Annotated in this window: 23 protein-coding genes; 11 read left to right on the top strand and 12 right to left on the bottom strand. The window is 38.2% G+C overall.

Annotated features, from left to right (window positions below):
- The first annotated feature begins 7 nt into the window (after positions 1-7).
- The 9 genes from fabZ (at position 8) to B6A32_RS07380 (ending at position 11,294) form a co-directional block, all read left to right on the top strand.
- Positions 8-460 carry a 3-hydroxyacyl-ACP dehydratase FabZ gene (gene fabZ / locus B6A32_RS07420; RefSeq protein WP_085302526.1) on the top strand — a complete coding sequence of 151 codons (453 nt, stop codon included), beginning with the start codon at positions 8-10 and terminating at the stop codon, positions 458-460.
- A gap of 1 nt (position 461) precedes the next feature.
- Complete coding sequence (gene lpxA, locus B6A32_RS07415; RefSeq protein WP_198946880.1) at positions 462-1,250, top strand: acyl-ACP--UDP-N-acetylglucosamine O-acyltransferase; 789 nt, start codon at positions 462-464, stop codon at positions 1,248-1,250.
- A gap of 9 nt (positions 1,251-1,259) precedes the next feature.
- Positions 1,260-2,447 carry a lipid-A-disaccharide synthase gene (lpxB, locus tag B6A32_RS07410; RefSeq protein ID WP_085302878.1) on the top strand — a complete coding sequence of 396 codons (1,188 nt, stop codon included), beginning with the start codon at positions 1,260-1,262 and terminating at the stop codon, positions 2,445-2,447.
- An 18-nt stretch (positions 2,448-2,465) separates the two neighbouring features.
- On the top strand, positions 2,466-3,116 hold the full coding sequence (gene rnhB / locus B6A32_RS07405; protein ID WP_085302524.1) for a ribonuclease HII: 651 nt from the start codon (positions 2,466-2,468) through the stop codon (positions 3,114-3,116).
- A 56-nt stretch (positions 3,117-3,172) separates the two neighbouring features.
- Positions 3,173-6,688, top strand: a complete 3,516-nt coding sequence (dnaE, locus tag B6A32_RS07400; RefSeq protein ID WP_101685934.1) for a DNA polymerase III subunit alpha — start codon at positions 3,173-3,175, stop codon at positions 6,686-6,688.
- A 52-nt stretch (positions 6,689-6,740) separates the two neighbouring features.
- A complete protein-coding gene (accA, locus tag B6A32_RS07395) occupies positions 6,741-7,697 on the top strand; it encodes an acetyl-CoA carboxylase carboxyl transferase subunit alpha (protein WP_085302520.1) in 957 nt (318 codons plus the stop codon).
- Positions 7,698-7,788: 91 nt separating this feature from the next.
- Positions 7,789-9,165 carry a tRNA lysidine(34) synthetase TilS gene (gene tilS, locus B6A32_RS07390; RefSeq protein ID WP_085302517.1) on the top strand — a complete coding sequence of 459 codons (1,377 nt, stop codon included), beginning with the start codon at positions 7,789-7,791 and terminating at the stop codon, positions 9,163-9,165.
- 107 nt (positions 9,166-9,272) lie between these two features.
- On the top strand, positions 9,273-10,508 hold the full coding sequence (gene sstT / locus B6A32_RS07385) for a serine/threonine transporter SstT (protein WP_085302515.1): 1,236 nt from the start codon (positions 9,273-9,275) through the stop codon (positions 10,506-10,508).
- A gap of 216 nt (positions 10,509-10,724) precedes the next feature.
- On the top strand, positions 10,725-11,294 hold the full coding sequence (locus B6A32_RS07380; RefSeq protein WP_085302513.1) for a PhnA domain-containing protein: 570 nt from the start codon (positions 10,725-10,727) through the stop codon (positions 11,292-11,294).
- A 248-nt stretch (positions 11,295-11,542) separates the two neighbouring features.
- On the opposite strand, the gene B6A32_RS07375 is transcribed toward B6A32_RS07380, so the two are convergent.
- From B6A32_RS07375 to B6A32_RS07365, 3 genes are all read right to left on the bottom strand, one after another.
- Entirely contained in the window at positions 11,543-12,034 is a 492-nt protein-coding gene (locus B6A32_RS07375; RefSeq protein ID WP_085302511.1) for a hypothetical protein, read from the bottom strand.
- A 128-nt stretch (positions 12,035-12,162) separates the two neighbouring features.
- Entirely contained in the window at positions 12,163-12,627 is a 465-nt protein-coding gene (locus B6A32_RS07370) for a methyltransferase family protein (protein WP_085302509.1), read from the bottom strand.
- Positions 12,628-12,818: 191 nt separating this feature from the next.
- Entirely contained in the window at positions 12,819-14,675 is a 1,857-nt protein-coding gene (locus B6A32_RS07365; RefSeq protein ID WP_085302507.1) for a DUF885 domain-containing protein, read from the bottom strand.
- Positions 14,676-14,869: 194 nt separating this feature from the next.
- On the opposite strand from B6A32_RS07365, the gene B6A32_RS07360 reads away from it, so the two are divergent.
- Entirely contained in the window at positions 14,870-15,361 is a 492-nt protein-coding gene (locus B6A32_RS07360) for a GNAT family N-acetyltransferase (RefSeq protein ID WP_233131351.1), read from the top strand.
- A gap of 160 nt (positions 15,362-15,521) precedes the next feature.
- Here the strand turns inward: B6A32_RS07360 and B6A32_RS07355 are convergent, their stop codons facing one another.
- The 4 genes from B6A32_RS07355 to B6A32_RS07340 all read right to left on the bottom strand — a co-directional run bounded on the left by B6A32_RS07355 (position 15,522) and on the right by B6A32_RS07340 (position 20,181).
- A complete protein-coding gene (locus B6A32_RS07355; RefSeq protein ID WP_085302505.1) occupies positions 15,522-16,886 on the bottom strand; it encodes a M20/M25/M40 family metallo-hydrolase in 1,365 nt (454 codons plus the stop codon).
- Between the two features lie 132 nt (positions 16,887-17,018).
- On the bottom strand, positions 17,019-17,552 hold the full coding sequence (locus tag B6A32_RS07350; RefSeq protein WP_085302503.1) for a YaeQ family protein: 534 nt from the start codon (positions 17,550-17,552) through the stop codon (positions 17,019-17,021).
- Between the two features lie 233 nt (positions 17,553-17,785).
- Entirely contained in the window at positions 17,786-19,000 is a 1,215-nt protein-coding gene (locus B6A32_RS07345) for a CaiB/BaiF CoA transferase family protein (protein WP_085302501.1), read from the bottom strand.
- Entirely contained in the window at positions 19,000-20,181 is a 1,182-nt protein-coding gene (locus tag B6A32_RS07340) for an acyl-CoA dehydrogenase (RefSeq protein ID WP_085302499.1), read from the bottom strand. The genes B6A32_RS07345 and B6A32_RS07340 overlap by 1 nt, the downstream gene beginning before the upstream one ends.
- A gap of 128 nt (positions 20,182-20,309) precedes the next feature.
- Here B6A32_RS07340 and B6A32_RS07335 point away from each other — a divergent pair, with 128 nt between their 5' ends.
- The gene (locus tag B6A32_RS07335; protein ID WP_085302497.1) at positions 20,310-21,191 is read left to right on the top strand and encodes a LysR family transcriptional regulator; all 882 of its coding nucleotides are present in this window, start codon (positions 20,310-20,312) and stop codon (positions 21,189-21,191) included.
- Between the two features lie 169 nt (positions 21,192-21,360).
- Here B6A32_RS07335 and B6A32_RS07330 read toward each other — a convergent pair whose 3' ends face one another.
- The 5 genes from B6A32_RS07330 to rsxD all read right to left on the bottom strand — a co-directional run bounded on the left by B6A32_RS07330 (position 21,361) and on the right by rsxD (position 24,979).
- Positions 21,361-21,780 (bottom strand): VOC family protein, encoded by a 420-nt coding sequence (locus B6A32_RS07330; protein WP_085302495.1) that lies wholly within the window; start codon positions 21,778-21,780, stop codon positions 21,361-21,363.
- An 81-nt stretch (positions 21,781-21,861) separates the two neighbouring features.
- A complete protein-coding gene (gene nth, locus B6A32_RS07325) occupies positions 21,862-22,524 on the bottom strand; it encodes an endonuclease III (RefSeq protein WP_085302493.1) in 663 nt (220 codons plus the stop codon).
- A gap of 48 nt (positions 22,525-22,572) precedes the next feature.
- A complete protein-coding gene (locus B6A32_RS07320) occupies positions 22,573-23,277 on the bottom strand; it encodes an electron transport complex subunit E (protein WP_085302491.1) in 705 nt (234 codons plus the stop codon).
- Entirely contained in the window at positions 23,274-23,915 is a 642-nt protein-coding gene (gene rsxG, locus B6A32_RS07315) for an electron transport complex subunit RsxG (RefSeq protein ID WP_085302489.1), read from the bottom strand. The genes B6A32_RS07320 and rsxG overlap by 4 nt, the downstream gene beginning before the upstream one ends.
- Positions 23,915-24,979 carry an electron transport complex subunit RsxD gene (gene rsxD, locus B6A32_RS07310; protein WP_085302487.1) on the bottom strand — a complete coding sequence of 355 codons (1,065 nt, stop codon included), beginning with the start codon at positions 24,977-24,979 and terminating at the stop codon, positions 23,915-23,917. Before rsxD ends, rsxG begins: the two co-directional genes overlap by 1 nt.
- Positions 24,980-24,983: the final 4 nt, after the last annotated feature.

Genomic DNA, 24,983 nt, shown 5'->3' with positions numbered 1-24,983 from the left:
AGTAATTTTGGAATCGCAAAAAAATATTATTGATGTCGAAGAGATAAAAACACTTATTCCCCATCGTTACCCGTTTTTATTAGTTGACCGTGTACTCGATTACACGCCTGGTAAGTCGATTCATGCAATTAAAAACGTTACTGTTAACGAACCTGCATTTATGGGACATTTTCCAAATTATTCTATTTTCCCAGGTGTATTAATTCTTGAAGCTTTAGCACAAGCAAGTGGCATTCTTGGCTTTAAATCTGTTAGAGATCAAAGTGAAGGTGAGTTATTTCTATTTGCTTCAATCGATAAAGCAAAGTTTAAAAAACCAGTACATCCAGGCGATACTATGCATTTACATTTAGAGCTGATAAAAGAACGTCGCGGTATGTGGAAGTTTTATGGTGAAGCTAAAGTTGACGGTAAAGTTGTCTGTTCTGCAGACTTAATGTGCGCAAGAAAGGCTTTGTAATATGATTGATTCAACGGCAATGATCCACCCGCAAGCGATTATCGAAGATGGCGCAGTTATCGGCAAAAATGTGAAAATTGGCCCTTGGACACATATAGCTGCAAATGTAGTTGTTGGAGACGATTGTCATATCAGCTCACATGTTGTTATTAATGGTCCCACTACTATTGGTAAAGGTAACCGCATATTTCAGTTTGCTTCTATTGGCGAAGATTGCCAAGATTTAAAGTATGCGGGTGAATTAACTGAACTAGTGATTGGTGATAACAATACATTTCGTGAAAACTGTACTGTTCATCGTGGTACTGTTCAAGACAATAGCTTAACCCAAATTGGCAGCAATAATTTATTTATGGCTTATACCCATATTGCTCATGATTGCATGGTAGGAAGTCATTGTATTTTAGCGAACGGTGCCTCAATTGCTGGTCATGTTCATGTCGGTGACCATGCGATTATTGGTGGAATGGCAGGCGTTCACCAATTCTGCCATATTGGCGATCATTGCTTTATTGCTGCAAACTCTTTGATTCTTAAAGATGTGCCGCCTTACGTCATGGCGTCTGGACAGCCGGCAAAACCATTTGGTTTAAATAGCGAGGGTCTTAAACGTCGCGGCTTTGATAGCAAGGTTGTTCTGCAAATTAAACGTGCATACAAAGCTGTATACCGTCAAGGGTTAACTGTTGATGAAGCGATAGCAAAAATTAACGCTTCAGAACACAAGTTAGTTGAGCTCGATACGTTTACTCATTTCATTGAAAACTCTAGTCGCGGCATTGTTCGTTAATTTATGGTGATGACAACTAACTCCACAGATATTGCGTCAATCAAAGCATCACCTGATGCCATTATTACTTTTGCTATGGTCGTTGGAGAGCACTCTGGCGACACTTTAGGCGCAGGTTTAGTGCAACAGTTGCAGTTAAGATACCCAAACGCTAAGTTTATCGGCATTGGAGGTCCTAAAATGCTAGCGTTAGGCTTCGAATCACTATTTGATATGGAAGAACTATCCGTAATGGGAGTTTTTGAAGTACTGGGTAGATTACGCCGATTACTGCATATTCGTAAATCTTTAGTAGAATACTTTATTGCTAACAAGCCCAATGTGTTTATTGGTATAGATGCTCCTGATTTTAATATTACTCTTGAAGGAAAGTTAAAAAAAGAGGGTATTAAAACAGTTCATTACGTTAGCCCTTCAGTTTGGGCGTGGCGCGAGAAGCGGGTGTTTAAAATTGCGAAAGCAACCAATATGGTCTTGTCGTTATTACCTTTTGAAAAAGCTTTTTATGACAAACACCAAATCCCCTGTACTTTTGTTGGGCATTCGTTGGCTGACGATATTCCACTAGTTTCTGAGCAGCATTCGGCGAGACAGGCGCTAGGTTTACTTGATTCAGCAAAAATTTTAGCTTTAATGCCTGGTAGCCGAGGTGGTGAGCTGTCGCGCTTAGTTGAGCCATTCTTACATAGTGCCCAAAAATTACTCAGCAAGTACCCAGATAAAGCTGACGAGTTAACTTTTGTTGTGCCTATGGTTAGTGATAAAAGGGCAGAACAATTTAATCAATTACATCAACAAATAGCACCTGAACTTCCCGTAATAGTTATTGTTGGTAAAACACAACAAGTGATGGCGGCTAGCGATTGTTTATTAACTGCGTCTGGTACGGTTACACTTGAAGCTGCTTTAATAAAACGTCCTATGGTGATCTGTTATAAATTCAACCCGCTTACCTATCATATGTTTAAAGGTTTTGTAAAATTGAAGTGGTTTTCATTACCTAATTTACTGGCCAATAAAAGTTTAGTGCCTGAGCTACTGCAAGCTCAAGTAACAGTAGAAAACATATTACCTTTAGTTGAAGAGCGTTTGTTTGAAGATCAGTCAGCGTTGAATCAAGCGTTTACAGATATTCATTTAGCACTTAAGCAAAACGCAAGTGAACAAGCGGCTATCGCTGTAACCAATTTATTATAATTTTTAAGCAGAGTTATTATGCCGGTAGTTAAAAAAGTTTTACCTCCTTTTGAGTATCCCATTGCTTATTGTATTGCAGGTGTTGACGAAGTAGGACGTGGTCCATTAGTTGGGGATGTAGTAACTGCAGCTGTTATATTAGATCCCGATAACCCGATAGCTGGATTAATGGATTCAAAAAAACTGTCAGAAAAGAAAAGGCAGCAATTATCAGTAGAAATTAAACAAAATGCAATCGCTTGGTCTATTGGGCGAGCTTCTCCTGAGGAAATTGATACCCTTAATATTCTTCATGCCACTATGTTAGCCATGCAACGTGCAGTTCAAGGCTTAAGCATTACACCAGACTTCGTGTTAGTCGATGGCAATCGTTGCCCGACATTTGCTCATGAAAATGGTGAAATAGCAAGTCAAAGTGTTGTTAAAGGTGATGCCCGAGTCATAGAAATTAGTGCTGCTTCGATTTTAGCTAAAGTAGCAAGAGATGACGAAATGATAGCCTTGGATAAACTTTATCCTTATTACGGTTTTGCTCAACATAAAGGATATCCGACAAAAGCTCATTTAGAAAAAATCATTGAGCATGGCGTACTAGATTGTTACCGAAGAAGTTTTAAACCGGTAGCTAATGTACTCGCAAACTCAGCTATACCAAATAAAAATAACTAGAGTATTCAATGTCTGAAACCGAGTTAGCAACAATTAATACCATCGCGCCTGATTCTATGGTGGTCGATAAAGGTAATGATCCAGCGTTTATTCATTTAAGAATACACAGCGACTTCTCCATGTCAGACGGTTTAAATAAAGTTAAGCCGATTGTTGCTCGTGCTGCAGAGTTTAAAATGCCTGCCATTGCCCTTACTGACCAAACAAATTTGTGTGGTTTAGTTAAATATTATCATGCCGCACATGGTGCAGGCTTAAAGCCAATCATCGGGTGCGATTTTTGGGTTAAAAGCAAGGCATTAGAAGGTGAATTATCGCGAATTGTAGTATTAACAACAAATAATGCCGGCTATAAAAACCTCACTGAATTAATTTCTAAAGCTTATTTACGCGGACATATTCAAGGTAAAGCCGTTATAGATCGAGACTGGCTAATTGATCACACTGAGGGCTTAATTCTTCTCTCAGGTGGTCGCGAAGGAGACTTAGGCAAAGCGCTACTTAAAGGTAATAGTGAGTTTGTTGAAGAAATGGTAGGGTTTTATCAACAATACTTTCCAAACTGTTTTTACCTTGAGTTAATTCGTACTGGGCGAAATGATGAAGAAAATTACATCCATCTAGCTGTAGAACTTGCTGCGAGTCATAATTTACCCGTTGTTGCTACCAATGAAGTTATGTTCTTAAGTCCAGAAGACTTCGATGCCCATGAAATTCGTGTTGCGATACATGATGGTTTTACTTTAGATGATAAGCGTAGACCAAGAAAATACTCCAAAGAGCAATATTTACGTTCCGAAGAAGAAATGCTCGCACTCTTTGACGATATACCTGAAGCACTACAAAATTCAGTTGAAATAGCGAAAAGGTGTAATGTTACCGTTACGCTAGGAGAATACGTTTTACCTGATTTTCCGACAGAAGGCTTGGCAATTGAAGACTATTTAGTCAAAGTTTCAGAAGAAGGCTTACAAGAACGTTTAGAGTTCTTATTTGATAAAGATGCACCTGATTTTGCTGAAAAGCGTAAGCCTTATGATGAGCGTTTAGCTATCGAACTGGAAGTCATTAATAATATGGGGTTCCCTGGTTATTTCTTGATAGTGATGGAGTTTATCCAGTGGAGTAAAGACAATAATATTCCCGTAGGGCCCGGTCGTGGCTCTGGTGCAGGTTCATTGGTAGCTTACGCACAAAAAATTACCGACCTTGATCCGCTTGAGTATGACTTGCTGTTTGAGCGCTTTCTTAATCCTGAACGTGTTTCGATGCCTGATTTTGATGTCGATTTTTGTATGGACCGACGCGATGAGGTTATTGAACACACGGCAGAGTTATATGGCCGAGATGCAGTGTCACAAATTATTACTTTTGGTACTATGGCTGCCAAAGCCGTTATTCGTGATGTGGGCCGAGTATTAGGCCACCCTTATGGTTTTGTTGATCGAATTTCAAAGCTTATACCACCAACTCCGGGCATGACCTTAGCCAAAGCGTTTGAAGAAGAGCCTAAACTGCCTGAGGTTTATGCTCAAGACAGTGATGTAAAAGACTTAATTGATATGTGCCGAATTCTAGAAGGCACAACACGAAATGCAGGTAAACATGCGGGTGGTGTTGTTATTTCACCCACCACAATCACCGACTTCGCTCCATTATATTGCGATGAAGAAGGTAAAAATCCAGTAACGCAATTTGATAAAAATGATGTAGAAGATGCTGGTTTAGTTAAATTCGATTTTCTTGGTTTACGTACACTAACTATTTTGCAGTGGGCCATTGAAATGGCGGATGCAAAATTATTAAAGCAGGGCAAAGAGCCGATTAACTTAGCTGCGATTGATCTTGAAGATAAAGCCAGTTTTAAAGTGTTATTAAAGTCGGAAACAACGGCTGTTTTCCAACTTGAATCTAGTGGTATGAAATCACTGATCGCAAAACTAAAACCAGATTGCTTTGAAGATATTATCGCTTTGGTAGCCTTGTTCAGGCCCGGCCCATTACAATCGGGCATGGTTGATAACTTTATTGAACGTAAACATGGACGTGAAGCCATTAGCTACCCAGATGAAACATGGCAACATATTGATTTAAAACCTATTCTTGAACCGACTTACGGTATTATTTTGTATCAAGAACAGGTAATGCAAATAGCGCAAGTACTTGCCGGTTATTCGCTAGGCGGTGCCGATATGTTACGTCGTGCTATGGGTAAGAAAAAGCCTGAAGAAATGGCTAAACAACGTGCAGGTTTTGAAGCGGGCGCTGTGGGTCGAGGTGTTGACGGCGAACTGGCAATGAAGATTTTTGACTTAGTTGAAAAATTTGCCGGATATGGTTTCAACAAATCTCATTCTGCTGCTTATGCTTTAGTTTCATATCAAACTTTATGGATGAAAACCCATTTTCCAGCGCCATTCATGGCGGCGGTTATGTCTGCTGATATGGACAACACCGATAAAATTGTTACTTTAGTTGATGAATGTAGCAACATGGGGATTGATCTATTACCGCCAGATGTAAACCTAGGACAATATAAATTCACCGTTAATGATGAAGACCAAATTATCTATGGTATAGGTGCTGTTAAAGGTGTTGGTGAAGGTCCTATTGAAGCAATTATAGCTGCCCGTGAAAACGGTGGTGATTTTATTGATTTATTTGATTTTTGTGCCCGTGTTGATTTGAAAAAAATTAATAAACGGGTATTGGAAAAATTAATTAAATCAGGTGCGATGGACTCATTAGGTCCTAAGGTGAAAGATGGGCCACACAGAGCCGCTATCTTCGAATCGCTTACAGAAGCATTAAAAGCCGCAGAACAGCACGCAAAGGCGCAAGCGCTGGGGCAAAATGATTTATTTGGTTTAATCAACGAAGAACCTGAAGATAATAGGCAAGTCTACAAAGAAGTACCTAAATGGCCAGAACAACAATGGCTTGATGGTGAAAAAGAAACTTTAGGGCTATATTTAACGGGTCATCCTATTAACCGTTATTTAAGTGAAATTAAGCGCTATGCAACCGGGCGCTTAGTCAGTTTACAACCTACGAATAAAGATAAAACTACCGTAGCGGTAGGGTTGGTACTAGGTGTAAGGGTCTTGGTTAATAAACGAGGGCGCCGTTGGGCGTTAGTAACATTAGACGACAAAAGCGCCAGAATGGACATACGTTTATTCCCTGACGACTACGATAGGTTCGCAGAATTGCTTGTTTCTGATGCAATTTTAGTCTGTAGTGGACAGGTCAGCTTTGATGATTACTCTGGTGGTATTACAATGACCGCTCGCGACATAATGACCATTGCAGATGCAAGGGAAAATTATGTTACGTCACTAGATTTACAAGTCGATAAAAATCAGCTGTCAGGACAGTTTATCGAGCAATTTACACAGGTGCTAACACCCTATAAAGATGGTATTTGCCCAATTCGCGTTTTTTATCAAAGAGATGAGGCGCAAGGTATGCTAGAGTTAGGGGTACAGTGGCGCGTATCGCCAAGCGACATGCTATTATACAATTTAAAAACCCTACTGGGTGACGAGCAAGTCGAGTTAAAATTTAAATAAGTAGTGTTAATTACTAACGTTACTCAAAGACAACATAGGTAAGAATAATCATATGTCATTAAATTTTTTAGATTTTGAGCTTCCAATTGCGGAACTTGAAGCGAAAATTGAAGAGTTGCAATTGGTCAACAATGGCCAAGAACTGGATCTCGATTTAGAAGATCAAATAACTCAGTTGCGAGAGAAAAATAGCGACTTAACTAAGAAAATATTTTCTAATTTAGACCCTTGGCAAACTGCACGCGTTGCTCGCCACCCTCAACGCCCATACACTTTAGACTATTTACCGCGTATTTTTACTGAGTTTGATGAATTAGCAGGTGATAGAGCTTATGCTGACGATAAAGCGATAGTCGGTGGCACAGCACGTTTAGACGGTCGCCCAGTGATGGTTATTGGTCATCAAAAAGGCCGTTCAACTAACGAAAAAGTTAAACGTAATTTTGGTATGCCTCGTCCTGAAGGCTACCGAAAAGCATTACGTTTAATGAGAATGGCTGAACGTTTTAATATGCCAATTATTACTTTTATTGATACGCCAGGTGCTTACCCCGGCATTGGTGCAGAAGAGCGTGGTCAAAGTGAAGCGATAGCGATGAACTTAAAAGTAATGTCACGTTTGAACGTGCCGATTATTTGTACCGTTATTGGTGAAGGTGGCTCTGGTGGAGCACTTGCTATAGGTGTTGGTGATAAAGTTAATATGCTTGAGTATTCAACATATTCAGTAATCTCTCCTGAAGGTTGTGCTTCTATTTTGTGGAAAACAGCTGAAAAAGCACCGACAGCTGCTGAAGCAATGGGTATTACTGCTAAACGAATTAAAGAATTAGAGCTCATCGATAGCGTTGTTGAAGAGCCTTTAGGTGGCGCTCATCGTGATATGGATCAGATGGCGGCATTCCTTAAGCAGGCGTTAAAATCTGATCTTGCTGAACTAGATAAAATGTCTAAAGACGAGTTAATCGAAAGTCGTTACGAAAAACTCATGTCATTTGGTTACTGTTAACATTAAATAAGCGACCTCAATAGGTCGCTTTTTATTACCTTTATTATGATACCTCTCGCACTTGTAACTTTACCTAATAGTTTTTGAACCTGTGAATATAATTGAATCATCGCTGATAGAGTTTTTTAAAGATACTCCAGATCAAACACTTGTTATTGCTTATAGCGGCGGTGTAGATTCACAAGTGCTATTGGTAGCATTAGCGACGTTAAAGCAGCAGAAAAAGATAATCAATGATGTTGTCGTTTGTCATGTTAATCATGGTTTAAGCCGACATGCCGATGAATGGCAGCTCTTTGCACAGCAACAATGTGAGCGTTTTTCTCTACCATTAGTTAGCCATAAACTGTATTTGAAGAAAGAAGCTCAGCAAAGCCTTGAAGCGATGGCAAGAGATGCGCGTTATAAAGTATTAATCAAAACATGTACAGAGCCTGCAATTATTGTTACTGGCCATCACCTTAATGACCAAGCTGAAACTTTTTTACTGGCATTAAAGCGTGGTGCAGGGGTTAAAGGTTTATCGGCAATGCCAGCAAGTGCCAAATTAGCTCAACACACTATAGCTCGCCCGTTATTAACGGTGTCTCGTGCTGATATTGTTAACTATGCTAACCAACAACAACTCAGTTGGGTTGAAGATGAATCTAATAATGATGAACACTACGATCGAAACTTCATTCGTCATCAGGTTTTACCTAACTTAAATACGCGTTGGCCTAGTATTAATAATACGATTGCTCGCAGTGCCGAACATTGTTTTGAAGCGCAGCAATTACTGGATGAATTAGCACAAGAAGACTTATTCAATTGTCAGGTTTCACCAGGTAAACTTTCGGTAGCTATGTTAAATAAGCTCAGTGAAATACGGCTTAAAAATTTATTGCGCTATTTTATTTCCAGTCATGATTTACTCATGCCTTCACGTCAGCAGATGCAGCAAATATGTTTACAGCTAAATGCTAATATCGATAAGTCGCCGGTTATTCAGCTGAGTAATTATTGTTTTAGGCGTTTTAAGGATGAGTTTTATTTAACTTCAATTTATCAAGATATTAGTTCATGGCAACAAGAGGTTAATCTTGAAAACTTCACATTAGAAAATAGCCTCAATTTAACCTTGCCTGATGCGCTTGGCGCTCTTAATATTTCAACTAATAAAGAAAAGATTGACACAATAAACAGCTGGCAAGCTGCTATCAAAAAGCCTACAGCTGATCAAATTGTTACTGTTAGATTTTCTCACGAAAACCCTAAATGTTTACCTCAATATAGACAGCATTCACGTGCCTTAAAAAAGGTTTTACAAGAACTTAATATTCCACCCTGGCAACGAAAAAGGCTGCCATTTATTTTTTTTGATAATGAATTAGTAGCCGTGGCGGGGCACTTTGTTTGTAAGCCTTTTTTGGTTGATAACAAGGAAGAGTCTTTGTTTATATCATGGAACAGTGAATCGTCTTTTTAAACTAACCATATAACGAATAAACTAGACAATAACCGCCATTAAATGGTAAAAATCTTGCACTACACGCTTGCGTGTTCATAAGTATAATAACTCAAATAAGATAAATTATGACATTAGAAAATACTACACAAAGCCCATCTTTTATAACCAAACTCAAGTCAATAAATATCGTAAATCAAATCATTATTGCCATTGTTTTTGGCGTTATTTTAGCTGTTGTATCGCCTAAACTCGCGATGTCATTTTCTATTTTAGGTGACTTGTTTGTAAATGCTTTAAAAGCAGTAGCACCTATTTTGGTGCTGGTTTTAGTCGCGGCATCTATTGCGAATCAAAAACCTAATAGTGATGCTAATTTAAAACCCATAGTAGGGCTTTATTTAATTGGTACGATCAGTGCGGCGCTAATTGCTGTTGCGCTAAGTTTTCTCTTTCCAGTTCATTTAACCTTAGATATTGTTGGCGCTAGCGCTAACCCGCCACAAGGGCTAGGAGAGGTGTTAACAACACTGGCATTTAAAATTGTTGATAACCCTTTTAATGCTGTTATTACTGGTAACTTTATTGGTATTTTAGCTTGGGGCTTAGGTTTAGGCTTTGCATTAAAAAAAGCTAGTGACAGCACTAAAGTCATGGTTGATGACCTTGCTGATGCTATTTCTAGCGTGGTTAAATTAGTAATACGTTTTGCGCCATTAGGCATAATGGGCTTAGTGGCCAATACTGTAGCTACAACTGGCTTTGAAACTCTAAGTGAATTTACGCACTTGGTACTAGTGTTAATCGGGGCAATGCTAATTATTGCCTTGGTAGTTAACCCATTAATTGTCTATATTATTATGCGCAAAAACCCTTATCCATTGGTACTAACTTGTATCAAAGAATCTGGTATTACGGCATTTTTTACCCGAAGTTCAGCAGCAAATATTCCCGTAAATATGGAGTTATGTGAAAAGCTTGATTTACATGAAGACACTTATTCGGTTTCTATCCCTTTAGGTGCCACCATTAATATGGCGGGCGCTGCTATTACTATTACAGTACTAACACTTGCGGCGGCTAACACCTTAAATATTGAAGTTGATTTTGCTACGGCGATACTTCTGAGCGTAGTTGCTGCGGTATCAGCCTGTGGAGCTTCAGGTGTTGCTGGCGGTTCATTGCTACTTATTCCATTAGCGTGCGGTTTGTTTGGTATTAATAGCGATATTGCGATGCAAGTTGTTGCGATAGGTTTTATTATTGGCGTAATTCAAGATTCAGCTGAAACAGCATTAAATAGCTCTACTGATGTGGTATTTACCGCAGCGGCATCTCATCATATCACTAAAAATTTAGAGTAAATCTTTACATGTTTATTTGAATTTATTTCTAGCTTTGTTGCTTTAATATTTAAAAGTAACAAAGCTGTTTTCTCTTCGAACAGCAGTTTAAAATCAGCAAAACCCTCAGCCTTAGATAACTCATTCTAAGTATAAAATCTCTCGTTTTTATAATCGCCACTTTTTAAATTCGTGAATTAGGAGCATAATAGCGCAAAAATTTTAGGAGATCCTTTTATGCCAACTGAAAATGCTTTAAAAGCACGCAGCAATAACAGCTGTGAATTATGTACCTCACCAGATAACTTATCGGTATTTTCTGTACCTCCTACTAGCGATTTAAGTGCCCAGCAAAGTATTTATCTATGTAACAACTGTTTAGAGCAAGTTGAAGGCACTAAAGCGCTTGATGTTAACCATATGCGCTGCTTAACCGATGCTATGTGGAATCAAGAGCCTGCAGTTCAAGTAATGGCTTATCGTTTGTTACATAAATTGTCAGCTGAAAGCTGGGCACAAGATGCATTAGATATGATTTACCTTGAAGACGCTGTTAAAACTTGGGCTGAGCAGGGCATTGCTGCTGCCGAGCGAGAAGGTCCTACACGCGACAGTAATGGTACTGAATTACAAGATGGCGATAATGTTACGCTTATTAAAGATTTAAAAGTAAAAGGTGCAAACTTTACCGCTAAACAAGGCACCATGGTTCGAGGCATCAGTTTAACTGACAACCCAGAGCATATTGAAGGTAAGGTAAATGGTACACGTATTGTATTAGTTGCCAGTTACTTAAAGAAAGCCTAGTTTAAATTTGATTGTCATAAAGCCTGATGAAAGTGTTACGGGAAATAAACCCTCCCTAATATTTTGGTCAGGTGTTATAACTATTGAATAATTCTGATATTGACCTATCCCCATATAAACACAATCAAATAAAGTAGGGTCAGGTACACATTAATCTTTAGTTATCTGATATTTCCAAAAGCGAGCAAGATGATCAAGCTTTAAGCTCAACATAAATGCTTTACAGTTACCAAAACCACCAAAATCAATTAATGTGTATCTGACCCTACTTTATGTTGTCCCCATCTATCTTTAGCTGTAGCTCGCCATTCAGAGTCAAGTAAGACTTCTGCCATATACTCTAAATAAAAGTCAGCATCTTTATCAAGTTGATCGTAGGTAACATCAATAAGAGAGAGTAGTGCTCGGCCTAAATGGGAGTAGAGAATACTAAAAGTACAATTGCCATTTTCAATAACTTGAAATTTAGATATAAATGGATACGGTGTTGAATGTTTAAATTGAATTCCATCAGCACCCGTATCCCAGCTTTTTTTACCTGCGTTAAATATTATTTTTGTATCTTCAATGTAAGTCGCAAAATTGACTTTAGAGCCAAACAATTTTTTTTCGCAATGAGAAAAACCTAAACAGGTAGAATCTGTACTTTTTGAACTTTTTAAAAGTATGGTTTTAGCTTCACCTGTTAAAGGGGAAAACTCAATTTTTTTCTGATTATGTGTCCAGTGTCTTAACAGCATATTCCCTCGAATAACCAGTGAAAATCGAATTTAAGTCACGACTAAACATCTGCTTAGTATGAAGTTCATATCGCAATATTTACCATTTCTAAACGTAACACTTTTTGTTTAAAGAAAATTCTGTAAACCTATAGCCAGCGGCGAACTTTGTTTTTATAACTGACATAATCTTCACCAAACAATTTTATTAACATACGTTCTTCGGGCACTATTTGATATTTCGTGATATAGCAAACAAAAAGTCCACAAATTAATAAATTTAATGGGCTCTGAAGGTAACAAGCGAAAGCAACTAACGCTAGTAACATCGCTAAGTACATTGGGTTTCTAGAATACTTGTAAATACCACTATCCACTACTTGAGATGACGTTTCAGGCTTAGTCGGGTTAACAGTCGTTTGGTGTACTCGAAAACTATAAATGGCAAGAAACCCAATCACTATTGCAATAACCATTAATAATATGACTAAGGAAATTGTAACTGAGGAAGCAATATAGCTACTGAAAGTTATATCAGGCAGGTAGTATTGAAGTAGGCTCATTAAGATTACCGCAATGGCGACTTGTAATACGGGGATAACTTTCAATTCCATTTTTATTCCTTGTTAATGACATGCCCTGATAGAATATTTTATAAGGGTTTTACTTTAAGCTTTATTAATACACTGATTTATTTTAATAAAATACAGCTAAAAGTAAAAATATACAAAAACAAAAACGCCAAATATATAAATATTTGGCGTTTTTTAATGTTAGCTTTTGAAATAGTTATTTTTCAGTAAGCTTAACTTTTAGAGGCAATATAGTCGTTAACCATATCTTCAAGTACGTTAAGTGGTACTGCGCCATTGGTTAGTACAACATCATGAAACTCGCGAATATCAAACTTATCGCCTAATTGTTGTTTTGCTTTTGCGCGCAGCTCAACAATTTTTAACATACCAATTTTATAAGCAGTTGCTTGCGATGGCATTACCACATGACGTTCAACCATTTTTATAGCATCTGACTCTGCATTAGGCGTGTTATTGACATAATATTCAATACCTTGAGCGCGATCCCATTTTTTATTGTGTATACCGGTATCAACCACTAAACGACAAGCACGCCATAGTTCCATGGCTAAACGGCCAAAGTCAGAATATGGGTCTTGGTAAAAGCCAATTTCTTTCGGGATCATTTCCGAATATAAGCCCCAACCTTCGCTATAAGCTGTATATCCACCAAATTTTCTGAATTTAGGAATACCTTCAAGCTCTTGTTTTAAGGCTATTTGCATATGATGCCCAGGAATACCTTCATGGTAAGCTAAAGCTTCCATTTGGTAAGTTGGCATAGCGGCCATATCGTATAGGTTGGCGTAGTAAATACCTGGACGTGAACCATCTGGTGCAGGCTGTTGGTAAAATGCTTTACCGGCAGATTTTTCTCTAAACTCTTCAACTTTTTTAACTTTTAAATCAGCTTTAGGTTTAGTGATAAATAACTGGTCTAATTCACCTTTCATGGTGTTAATTAAGGCTGTTGCCTCAGTTAAGTAGCGCTGACGTCCGGCATCATCTCCGGCATAATAAAATTGTGGGTCGTGGCGCATAAATTGGAAAAATTCATTTAATGTGCCTTTAAAACCAACTTTAGTCATAATGACACGCATTTCATCATGAATGCGAGCCACCTCATCTAAACCTATTTGATGAATTTCATCAGCAGTTAAATCTGTTGTGGTCGTGCGATTTAGTGCATTGTTGTAAAACTTGTTACCGTTTGGAAACTTCCAAGCACCATCAGTGTTATCTGCTTTTTTCTCAAGTTCGGTTAAGTAACTAACTAATGTTTGGTAGCCAGTTTGAAACTCAGTGGTTAATGCCGAAGATAGTTCATCAGTTAATGCTTTCTTTTCTGCATCAGGAATGTCTAACTTAGCTATTTTGGCCGTAAAGTCAGCGTATAACGTACTGTCATCACCATTATCAAACGGTGCGCCAACTGTTAAGTTTTTTGAATCACGAATAACATGACCAAAAACAAATTTTGGCGCGATAATGCCTTTACTTTCTCTGATTTTAAGTTGATCAACTAATTGCGCTAACAATACCTTTGCATTCTTTACACGGGCAATATAGTCATGTGCTTGCTTGGTGTCTTTAATGCTATGTTGGTTGATCAATAATGCCGGTATTTGAGAATGCACACCAAACATTTGATTAACCGGGTAGTTATGATGACGCCACGGATAGTCAGCAATTTGTTGTTCTAGCTTTTGAGTCAGCAATTGATAACTTAGCTTTGTTTGTTTATCAAGGTTGTCTACCTTGATAATTTGAATACGTTTAAGTGCTTGTTTTGCATAAGCGAGTTCTTTAGCACTGTTTTCTTCTGATAGGTCTTGCCACTTATCATAATCAGTTTTTATACCAAGATAGGTTTGTCTAACGGGGTTGCGATTAACACCTTCCATAAAAATTGTGTCGAATAACTCATTAGCCGCTTGAGAAGCACTTACTGTGCTATTAATGTTTGATTCAGTGGCCATTGCAAGGGCGTTATTGCCTTTAGAAGCTGCAGTAGTTGTTTCATTACTACAAGCAACACTTAATACTGCGGTGATAGAGATAACAATAAGTGATTTATTGAAGTTCATGTTATTTTCCTATATTAGTTTATACCTTATATTGCCGTTATTTTTGTCATCGGATCAAGCTTCGCGCGCTCAATGGCTGTTTTTTTGCGTTACTTCAATACTTTTTACTAATTTTTAGCTGCAGGAGTAAATGGTTTACCTAATTAATCAACTTGATATAGTAAGTATCTGGGTTAATTAGTTATTGGTTCTTAATGGCAAAAATTTCACAAGTTCTTAAGCAGAAAAGCAATTCGTCAAAGCGTTCTGCAATGATTAGTTTCCGCCGAGCTACGTTAGCGGATAGAGCATTTTTGTTAACCTTGCGAAAAACCGCTATGGATCAACATTTACAACTGGCGGGAATTTACCTTGATGACAACGCTCATTTAAAACGTATTGATGAATTTTTTGCTGATTCTCATCTTATTCTGATTGAAAACGATAGCATTGGTTTATTAAAATTAGGCTTATTTCCCGATAAAATTCATGTCAGACAATTTCAATTATTACCGGCTTATCAAGGTTTGGGTATTGGCGGGAGGGTACTTGATTTAGTTAAGCAAAAAGCACAAGAGAAACAGCTCGATATAACCTTAAATGTGTTATTACATAATCCTGCAAAGGCGTTATATCTTCGTCATGGTTTTATGGTAACTGAGCGCAATGCTTTGGAGTTTAAAATGCGTTGGCAGTGCCAACATTAATGTTTTAATGGTTAAACAAGGTAAGTGATAAATTCAGCGCTGAATCTAGGGTATAAATCATTGAAAATAGATTTAATACGCATAAGCCATAAAACCATTATGTATCACGTATCACGTATCATTTATCATGGCTTATGGCTCAGCGATTATTCTCAATATGTTAGTAAATCTTACCCGTTGAGCGCACCTGTGCTTTATCAATACGTGTAGGTGTTGCTAAACCGTCAACTAATGGTTGAGTCGCGGTGGCTAAAGTTTCTATTACTTTATGCATTGACGAAAGATCTAAGCTATTAATATCGTCAGTTACCTTATGATAATGCTGATCTTTATCAAGTTGTGTGCTGCTAAAACTGTGTGCAGGCACACCTAATCGGGCTAGCGTGGCGTTGTCAGAACGATAGAATAAGCCTTGCTCTGGATACGGGTCTTGATAAATTTTTGTGTTAATTTCTACGAGATTTTTATTCAGTAGCTCACCTAAGTTCGAGCGTTCCATACCTGTCATCCAAATCGTGCCAGCTCCAAACTTAGATGGTTTACCGATCATTTCAATATTGATCATCGCAACAACATGGTCAGGATTAAGTTGCTGCGAAAAATACTTTGAACCAAAGCCGCCAATTTCTTCAGCAGTAAATGCACTAAACATTAAGCTGCGTTTATTGTCGCCTTTATTAGCAAAAAACTGTGCTAAGTTTAATACCGCTGTAGTGCCTGAAGCATCGTCATCAGCGCCATTATAAATTTGCTTACCATCTTCAGTAACACCTAAATGATCATAATGTGAAGAGTATAAAACAATGTCTTCAGGGCTTTGTTTACCGGGAAGAACACCAACAACATTGGTTAATGTTTGTTGCGTAATTGTTGCGCTGGCGCTCACCTTATATTGTTCAATTTTACTTTCAACGCTATTGTCATCGCGTAATACCAAAACAAGTGCGCCAGAGTGTTCAAGTGAAAGCTTAGTTAAGCCACGATTAAAATACCCTTGATAAGCTTTAAAAGTTTTCTTATGTGAATTATCGATAACGATTAAATGCTGTCCACCTTGCTGATTTAACTCTCTTAAGGCTGTTCGCATATCATCATCTTTATTAATAATATGCACTTGAGCAACATTACTATCCCATTCAAGCTTTTCTATTGTTGAAGCTATAGCCGTATTTTTAGGACTAATTTTTTCGCCATTTAGATTAACACTCAGTGTATTCGGTTGTATTTGACTAACAGTAAATGTTTGTAAAAAACTCTCGCTGTGCAATGGCTGAAGACCAATTTCAGCAAAACGTTTAGCAATATAATTTGCGGCTTTGTCAATCTCAGGACTAAAGCTTGCACGGCCCTTTAAATCGTCAGACGCTAAATATGTAATATCTTTTATAACCTGTTCAGACGGTATTATTTCAGCCGTAGTGTAAAATGAACTGGTAATTAAGAGAGATACTAAAACAGTTTTTAGTGTCGAATGTTGTTTTTTCTTAGGGATAAACTTTAATTTTTTCATCATAGTTTTTGTCATTCTAGTTCAATTAATCATAAAGTTATCATAGCTGAAGCGAAACTTTACAACAGCATAAAAAAAGTAAAGTAAGCCACTAACTGCAAGCGAATGTGTGTGCTTTGAGCAAGTGCTGCTTATCTAGAGTTCAGGTTACTTAAGTTTCGTTAGTTCAATTAACAAGGATTGTTCGCCACTGGTCAGCCAAACTTGGGCATCTTGAATGCTAATTTGAAATTCCATGGAGCGGTCAGCTAACAGTTCTAATGCTTGCGCTGTTTCTTCACTAAAAGATTCAATTGACAGTTTACTAAATTGATTCAACTTACTTTTAGACTGTTGCCACCAAGTGTCTACACTACTGCCATAGCAATACAGTTTTACTTCTTGTGCGCGATTACAGGCTTTTTTAAGACGTTTTTCGTCGAGTTGCCCCAGTTCAATCCACAACTCGATAACTTCACTGTAATTAATTCGCCAAATGGCTGCTTCGTCTTCATCACTCACACCTTTACCAAATTGCAGGTTTTCACTGGCGTTTAACACATAAGCGATAAGGCGGATCATCATACGACGATCGGTTTCAGACGGGTGTTGCGCTATGGTCAGTTGTATGGTGTCGTAATAGTTACGATCCATATCTGATAAATGAACAGTCGCTTTATTGATGGTTGATTTTAAGGCCATGAATTTTTGAATAATATTTTGAGTAATTAATTCAGTATATTAACGTGAATTAAGCACACGTGATAGTGACTTATCAGAAATTAGCTATTTCAACCCTGTGTTACCAATAAGCGTTTGCTGTAATTTTATAGGTTTTGAATTGAATCGAAGTGTATTGGGTGAGTTAATAATTCGTTGTATCGACTTTATGTTAAGAATACGGATAATGTAAAATTAATACCTTATCCGTTTGTTTAGCTGATGATTTTATCTGTAAATAATTTTTTTATATCTGCTTGAGTGTAAGCAAGTAAGTTCGTTAAAACCTCATAACTATGTTGTCCTAAGTCAGGCGAAGCGCTGTGATACTGTAGAGGTGTTGCTGATAAATTGATGGGTGATGCAATTGTTTTAATTAACTCTCCTTGTTGATTGGCAACGTGTTTTACCATTTCACGGTGTTTAATTTGCGGATGATTAAACACTTGCTCTAAGGTATTAACGGCCCCACAGGGAACCGCGACCGACTCAAGTTGCTCTATCCACCAAAGGGTAGGATGCGAAGCAAGTTTGGTTGCTAACAATGGAATAAGCTTGCTTCGATTAACCACACGCTGAGCATTTGTAGCATATAATGCATCGTCAGCAAGGCTAGGGCAGTTAGCAACCTGACAAAATTTGATAAATTGATTATCGTTACCAATAGCTAAAATGAGACTGCCATCTTGTGTTGCAAAGGTTTGATACGGGACAATGTTAGGATGTTCATTGCCTAATCTTTGTGGGTTTTTACTGGTTGCTAAATAATTCATCCCTTGATTGGCTAACGTTGCTACTTGCACATCGAGCAGGGCAATATCGATGTGTTGCCCTTGATTAGTTTGATGTCGAGCCATCAACGCTGCCAGTATTGCATTACAACTGTATAAACCTGTCATTACATCAACAACGGCCACGCCAACTTTCATTGGCATGCCATCAGGCTGGCCAGTTAAACTCATTAAGCCGCCTTCACCTTGTATCATGGCATCGTAACCTGCTTTATGGGCACTTGGGCCGCTTTGACCAAAGCCGGTAATAGAGCAATAAACTAAACGAGGATTAAGTGCTTTTACACTGTCATAATCAAGGTTGTATTTTGCTAATCCACCGACTTTATAGTTTTCAATGAGTACATCAGCCTGCATGATTAAGTCTTTTATAACTTGTTGACCAGCTTGTTGTGTTATGTCGATTGCTATCGATTTTTTATTGCGGTTTACACAGTGAAAGTAAGCTGCTTGTGGCGGTTGGTCACCGCAGGCAGTTTTTATAAAAGGAGGACCCCAAAACCGTGTGTCGTCTCCTTTGTGAGGGCGTTCAACTTTAATTACTTCTGCCCCCATGTCAGCTAACATTTGCGAAGCCCATGGCCCAGCTAATATTCGACTTAAATCGACAACCTTAATGTTCCCTAATGCACTTGTCATTAGCAAAAAGCCTGATAACCAGTAATAGCTCGTCCGAGAATGAGGGCATGTATATCATGTGTACCTTCATAGGTATTTACGGCTTCCAGGTTAATCATATGGCGAATAACACCGAATTCATCACTTATACCATTACCACCGTGCATATCACGAGCAACACGTGCTATATCAAGTGATTTTCCACAGTTGTTTCGTTTTAATAAAGAAATTAACTCGACTGGACATTGGTCAGCATCCATTAAACGGCCCATTTGCAAACAACCTTGTAAGCCCAGTGATATTTCAGTTTGCATATCAGCGAGCTTTTTTTGAATTAACTGATTTGACGCTAAAGGACGCCCAAATTGTTGACGATCAATCGTGTATGTTCTTGCGGCATTAAAGCAAAACTCTGCTGCACCTAATGAACCCCAAGCAATACCGTAACGTGCTTTATTTAAACAACCAAACGGGCCAGCTAAACCGCTAATTTCAGGAAACATGTTTTTATCTGGCACAAATACATTATCCATAACGATTTCGCCAGTTACTGAAGCGCGTAAAGAAAATTTACCTTCAATTTTAGGGGCAGATAAGCCTGTCATGCCTTTTTCTAGTACGAAGCCTCTAATTTTCCCTTCGAGCTTAGCCCAAACTACAAAAACATCAGCAATGGGCGAATTGGTGATCCACATTTTATTGCCGGTTATACGATATCCACCTTCGACCTTCTTGGCATGAGTGGTCATAGAAGCCGGATCGCTACCTGAGTTTGGTTCAGTTAAACCAAAACAACCAACCCATTCACCAGAAGCAAGTTTAGGCAAATATTTCATACGTTGCTCTTCAGTACCGTATGCATAAATGGGGTGCATAACTAATGATGACTGCACACTCATTGCACTACGATAACCACTATCTACTCGCTCTACTTCACGTGCAATTAAGCCATAACTAACATAATTAACTTCACTGCAGCCATATTTAGCCGGTAACGTGGCACCTAACAAGCCTAGTTGACCTAATTCTCGCATAATTTCACGGTCGAAATGTTCATGTCTATTAGCCTCAAGCACCCGTGACAGCAATTTTTCTTGGCAATAGTTATAAGCGGTATCACGGATCATACGCTCTTCTTCAGTGAGCTGATTATCTAAAAGCATAGGATCTTGCCAATTGAATGCGGCTAATGTTTTTGTCATTTGAATACCTTGTTGCGTGAGTATTTAGTCGTGTTTTTAAATTATGATCTCACTCTACCTTTAATAGATAAATAAATATAATATATAGTTTTTATTTGTTTGATATATTTTATTTATGATGAGCTACTATGAACTTAAAACGCCTTGAATATTTTTGCCAGTTAGCCCAATTAGGTAACTTTACTCGCACAGCTGAAAAAATAGGTATTGCTCAGCCAGCGTTAACCATTGCGATACAAAAACTAGAGCATGAAGTTGGGCTCAAGCTAATAAATCGAGCAGAAAAAAATGCCTTATTAACTGCAGAAGGCGAGGTGTTATATAAATTAGCCATTGAGCTCTTAAGCCAAGTTGGCCAAGTTGAGTTAGCGTTAGAAGATTTGAAAAACCTTGAACAAGGGGCTATTCGCTTTGGCGTTTCAGCTATGATGGGCTCTTATTATTTCCCAACAGTATTAACTGAGTTTAAGCAACAATACCCAAAAATAAAAATTCAATTAATAGATCAAGGCACAGCAGCGCTAGAGAAAATGTTACTGAATGGCGAATTAGATTTAGCGCTAATACGTGGCGATATAGAACATTCGCAGCTGCGTTACACACAATTGATAAATCAAGAAATAGTTGCAGGCATGTCTAGCTTACATCCATTGGCGAAAGCAAATACGGTTTCACTCGCAAAATTTTGCCAACAGCCTTTAGTATTGTTTCATCAAGGGTATTTTTTACGTGAAGTGGTAAGTCAATATGCTAAGCAGCAGCAAGTTGAACTCGATATACGCATGGAAACAAACTTGATTGAATTACAAAAATCATTAGTGCGTAATAACGTTGGAATAACCACATGTTTGTCGCGTATTTTACAAAACGAAGCTCAGATGACCTCAATTCCATTTGAACCTAACATTGAATTTAAACTGAGTTTAGCTTGGAAAAAGAGTCATTCGCTCTCAAATGCCAGTAAAGCTTTTATTAAGCACTTAAAATCAACACTTGAGATAAAAATATAGCTTTTCTTTTTTATTAAATAATAATTAGCAAAAAACGGCTAGATAAAATGACTAAAAACCTAAACTAAATCATAGTTCAGGCTTTAATTCACGAGAGCTAGTGCAAGAGGATAGTAGATAACAGAAGTTAATGTAAACGTTGTTTCTTATTAAAACAGAACAACTAAGCTTACCAGCTACCAGTGTTTTCCATGCTTAACCAAGGTTCTTTTGGCGCAAGTTTTTCGCCTTTTTGTAGTAATTCAATGGAAATATTATCAGGCGATTTAACAAAAGCCATATGGCCACAACGCGGAGGCCTATTGATGGTAATACCAGCAGCCATTAGCTTTTCACATAACGCATAAATATCGTCAACTTCAAAGGCTAAATGACCAAAGTTTCTGCCAACAGTATATTCTTCTTCCGATCCCCAATTGTGGGTAAGCTCTATTTCAGCCGCGCCTGGCTCAGTTGCTAAAAATATTAAGCTAAATTTACCTTCAGGTATATCAACACGGCGAGTTTCTACTAAACCTAAATGCTTAATATAAAAGTCGAGTGATTTTTCTAGGTCGTTAACACGAACCATCGAGTGTAAAAATTTCATCGTTGATTTATCCTTTTAACGTTCAATTGATAATGCTATTAATTGCTTATGAATATGTTTCGTAAACTTTTGCGTTAGCTATTAGTCTTCAGTTTTATCTTTAAAGTCGCATAAGTCTTCTAGAATACACGAGCCACATCGTGGTTTTCTTGCTACACAAGTATAGCGACCGTGCAGTATTAACCAGTGGTGCAAGTTAAAGAAAAATTCAGTTTTTCTTGGGGTATTTTTAACAATATTTTGTTCGGTTTCTTCAACTGTTTTACCTTTAGCATAACCTGTGCGGTTAGCTACGCGTTGAATATGGGTATCAACGGCAATAAAGTATTTACCTTCGTTATCTTTTAGCCAACCAAATGCGGTATTTAACACGACATTAGCCGTTTTACGACCAACACCAGGCAGAGCTTCGAGCGCAGCTCTGTTTTCAGGCACTTCACCGCCATGCAAATCTATTAACATTTGACAGGTTTTAATCGTGTTTACTGCTTTAGTATTAAATAAGCCAATGGTTTTAATATAAGATTTTAGGCCATCAAGGCCTAAGTCAAGTATAGCTTGTGGGGTATTAGCGACAGGATATAATTTATCCGTAGCCTTATTAACTCCAACGTCGGTTGATTGAGCCGATAACAGTACCGCAATTAAAAGCTCAAAAGGGCTGGAAAAATTTAGCTCGGTGGTCGGGTTTGGATTGTTATCCCTTAACCGAGTTAGCATTTCTATTCTTTTATCTTTATTCATCAGGCTTTTTGATTCTTTATACTTTAAGTTTCAAGTAAATATGTCGTGTTAACTTTCAAAGTTTACACGTACACGCTCAATGGCTTGTTCTAATTTTTTAGGTTTAGCTTGCGCTATTTTTTGATCAATAGCATTTTTACCTGCAATTAAAAAGCCCATAGTAATAAAAGCACCCGGAGGAAGTATGGCTAATAAAAACTGGCTATCAAGCTGGTAAACTTCTATTTTAAGTTGAGTCGCCCATTCACCAAGAAATAAGTTTGCACCATCAAATAATGTTCCTTGGCCTAATATTTCACGTATCGCACCAAGCACCAGAAGTACTGCCAAGAAGCCAAGGCCCATCATTAAACCATCGAAGCTTGCTTGTTTGATCGGGTTTTTAGAGGCGTAGGCTTCGGCACGACCAATAATGGCGCAGTTAGTCACAATAAGCGGTAAGAATATACCTAACGATTGATATAAATCGTAGGTATAGGCGTTCATGAGTAATTGCACACAGGTAACAAAAGTGGCAATAATAAGAACGAAAATTGGAATACGAATTTCTTTAGGTACCCATTGTCTTATGGCAGACACGGTAGCATTCGAACAAATAAGCACAAACAGCGTTGCTATGCCTAAGCCTAAGGCGTTAACAACCGTTGATGTGACAGCAAGTAAAGGGCAAAGGCCAAGCAACTGCACAAGCCCTGGGTTATTTTTCCATAAACCTTGCCATGCGAGTTCTTTATATTCTGGATTTATTTTCATGGGTAAACTCCACAATTACTGGCGGTAGAAAAAATACGCTCTTGATTACTCTCAAAATATTCGATTGTTTTTCTTACCGTTTTAACTACAGCTCTCGGGGTTATAGTTGCGCCAGTAAATTGGTCGAACATACCACCATCTTTTATAACAGCCCAGCGACTATCGTTGTCGTCGAGAAGTTTTTTTCCTGAAAAACTATCTATCCAAGCACTTTTTCTACGCTCTATTTTATCACCTAAACCGGGTGTTTCCTTATGCATTAGGGTTCTAACGCCACTAACACTGCCGTCGGTATTAATAGCAATTAACAATTCGATATTGCCACTATAACCATCAGGGGCAACGGTTTTTATTGCTGCGGCAGTTGGAGCATTATTAAGCCTAGCGCGATAGATAACATCGATGAGTAAATCTGAATTGTTATCTTCAGGCGCGACAATACAGTCAAGAAACATTTCATTGTCGTGATTATCTTTTTGAATGACTTGATTTAACTGCCTGATAAGTTTTTGTTGCGCTTGTTGTTCAATACGATCAGCAGTAAGCAGTTGTACAATAGCGACTGCCGCTGTGCAAGAAATAGCAAATAAGGCTAATATTAGTGAGTTTTTACTGATTGCTGGCGTTAATTCAGACATTACTTTTTAGCTCCTAAATCATGTCCGTAGGTACGCGGTCGAGTGTATTGGTCGATTAAAGGGGCTGCCATATTACATAATAATACCGCGAACGCTATTGCATCTGGGTAACCACCAAAATTTCTAATTAAATAAACTAATAAACCAGCAAGCGCACCGAAAACTAACCTACCTTTTACACTGGTTGCACCTGAAACAGGGTCGGTTAAAATGAAAAATGCGCCGAGCATTGTTGCACCGGTAAACCAGTTAAACATAGTAGATGTACTGCTGTCAGGGCTGATAATAAAAGCAATAAAACTACAAACAAATAAACTGATTAAGAAACTAAATGGTGTGGTCCAGTGGATTGCTTTTTTGAACAGTAAAAATAAGCCACCCAGTAAAAAACCTGCGTTTATCCATTCCCACCCTAAACCAAAGTGCTTGCCAATAACGGGTGAGTTCATACTTTCAGCGACTGTTAAACCGAGGGTAAGGTTAGTTTTCACGGTATCCAAAGGTGTTGCCATGGTGTAGCCGTCGATATGGGTACGAATTTGTTCTACAGAGTAACCTTGAGGGGTATAACCAGAAAAAATAACCGCAAGTGTGTCATTAAATTGTATGTCCATAGCCAACAAAGACAATGGCGGTTGCCACTGGGTCATTTGTACAGGGAATGAAATTAACAACATGACATACGCTGCCATCGCAGGATTAAAAGGGTTATGGCCCAAACCACCGTAAAGCTGTTTAACGACTGCGATAGCAAATATGCTACCAATAATGGTTATCCACCACGGTGCTAGAGCAGGTAAACTAATGCCAAGTAATACGGCGGTTAATATCGCGCTACCATCAAATAACTGTGATGTGATTTTTTTATCACGAAGAGACAAAACAGTAAATTCGGCGACGATTGCAGTGGTAACAGCTAAAGCTATATGGATTAAATTCCCCCAACCAAAAAAGTACCATTGAGCCAATATACCCGGAATTGTGGCATATATAACGAGCCTCATCAGGGCCGAGGTTTCGCTTTGTTGATGATTATGTGGAGAACTTGCTATCCAAAATGCCATGGTG

The organism is Colwellia polaris (genome assembly GCF_002104515.1).
Classification (GTDB): Bacteria; Pseudomonadota; Gammaproteobacteria; order Enterobacterales; family Alteromonadaceae; genus Cognaticolwellia; species Cognaticolwellia polaris.
This window is presented reverse-complemented; position numbering and strand designations above follow the sequence as displayed.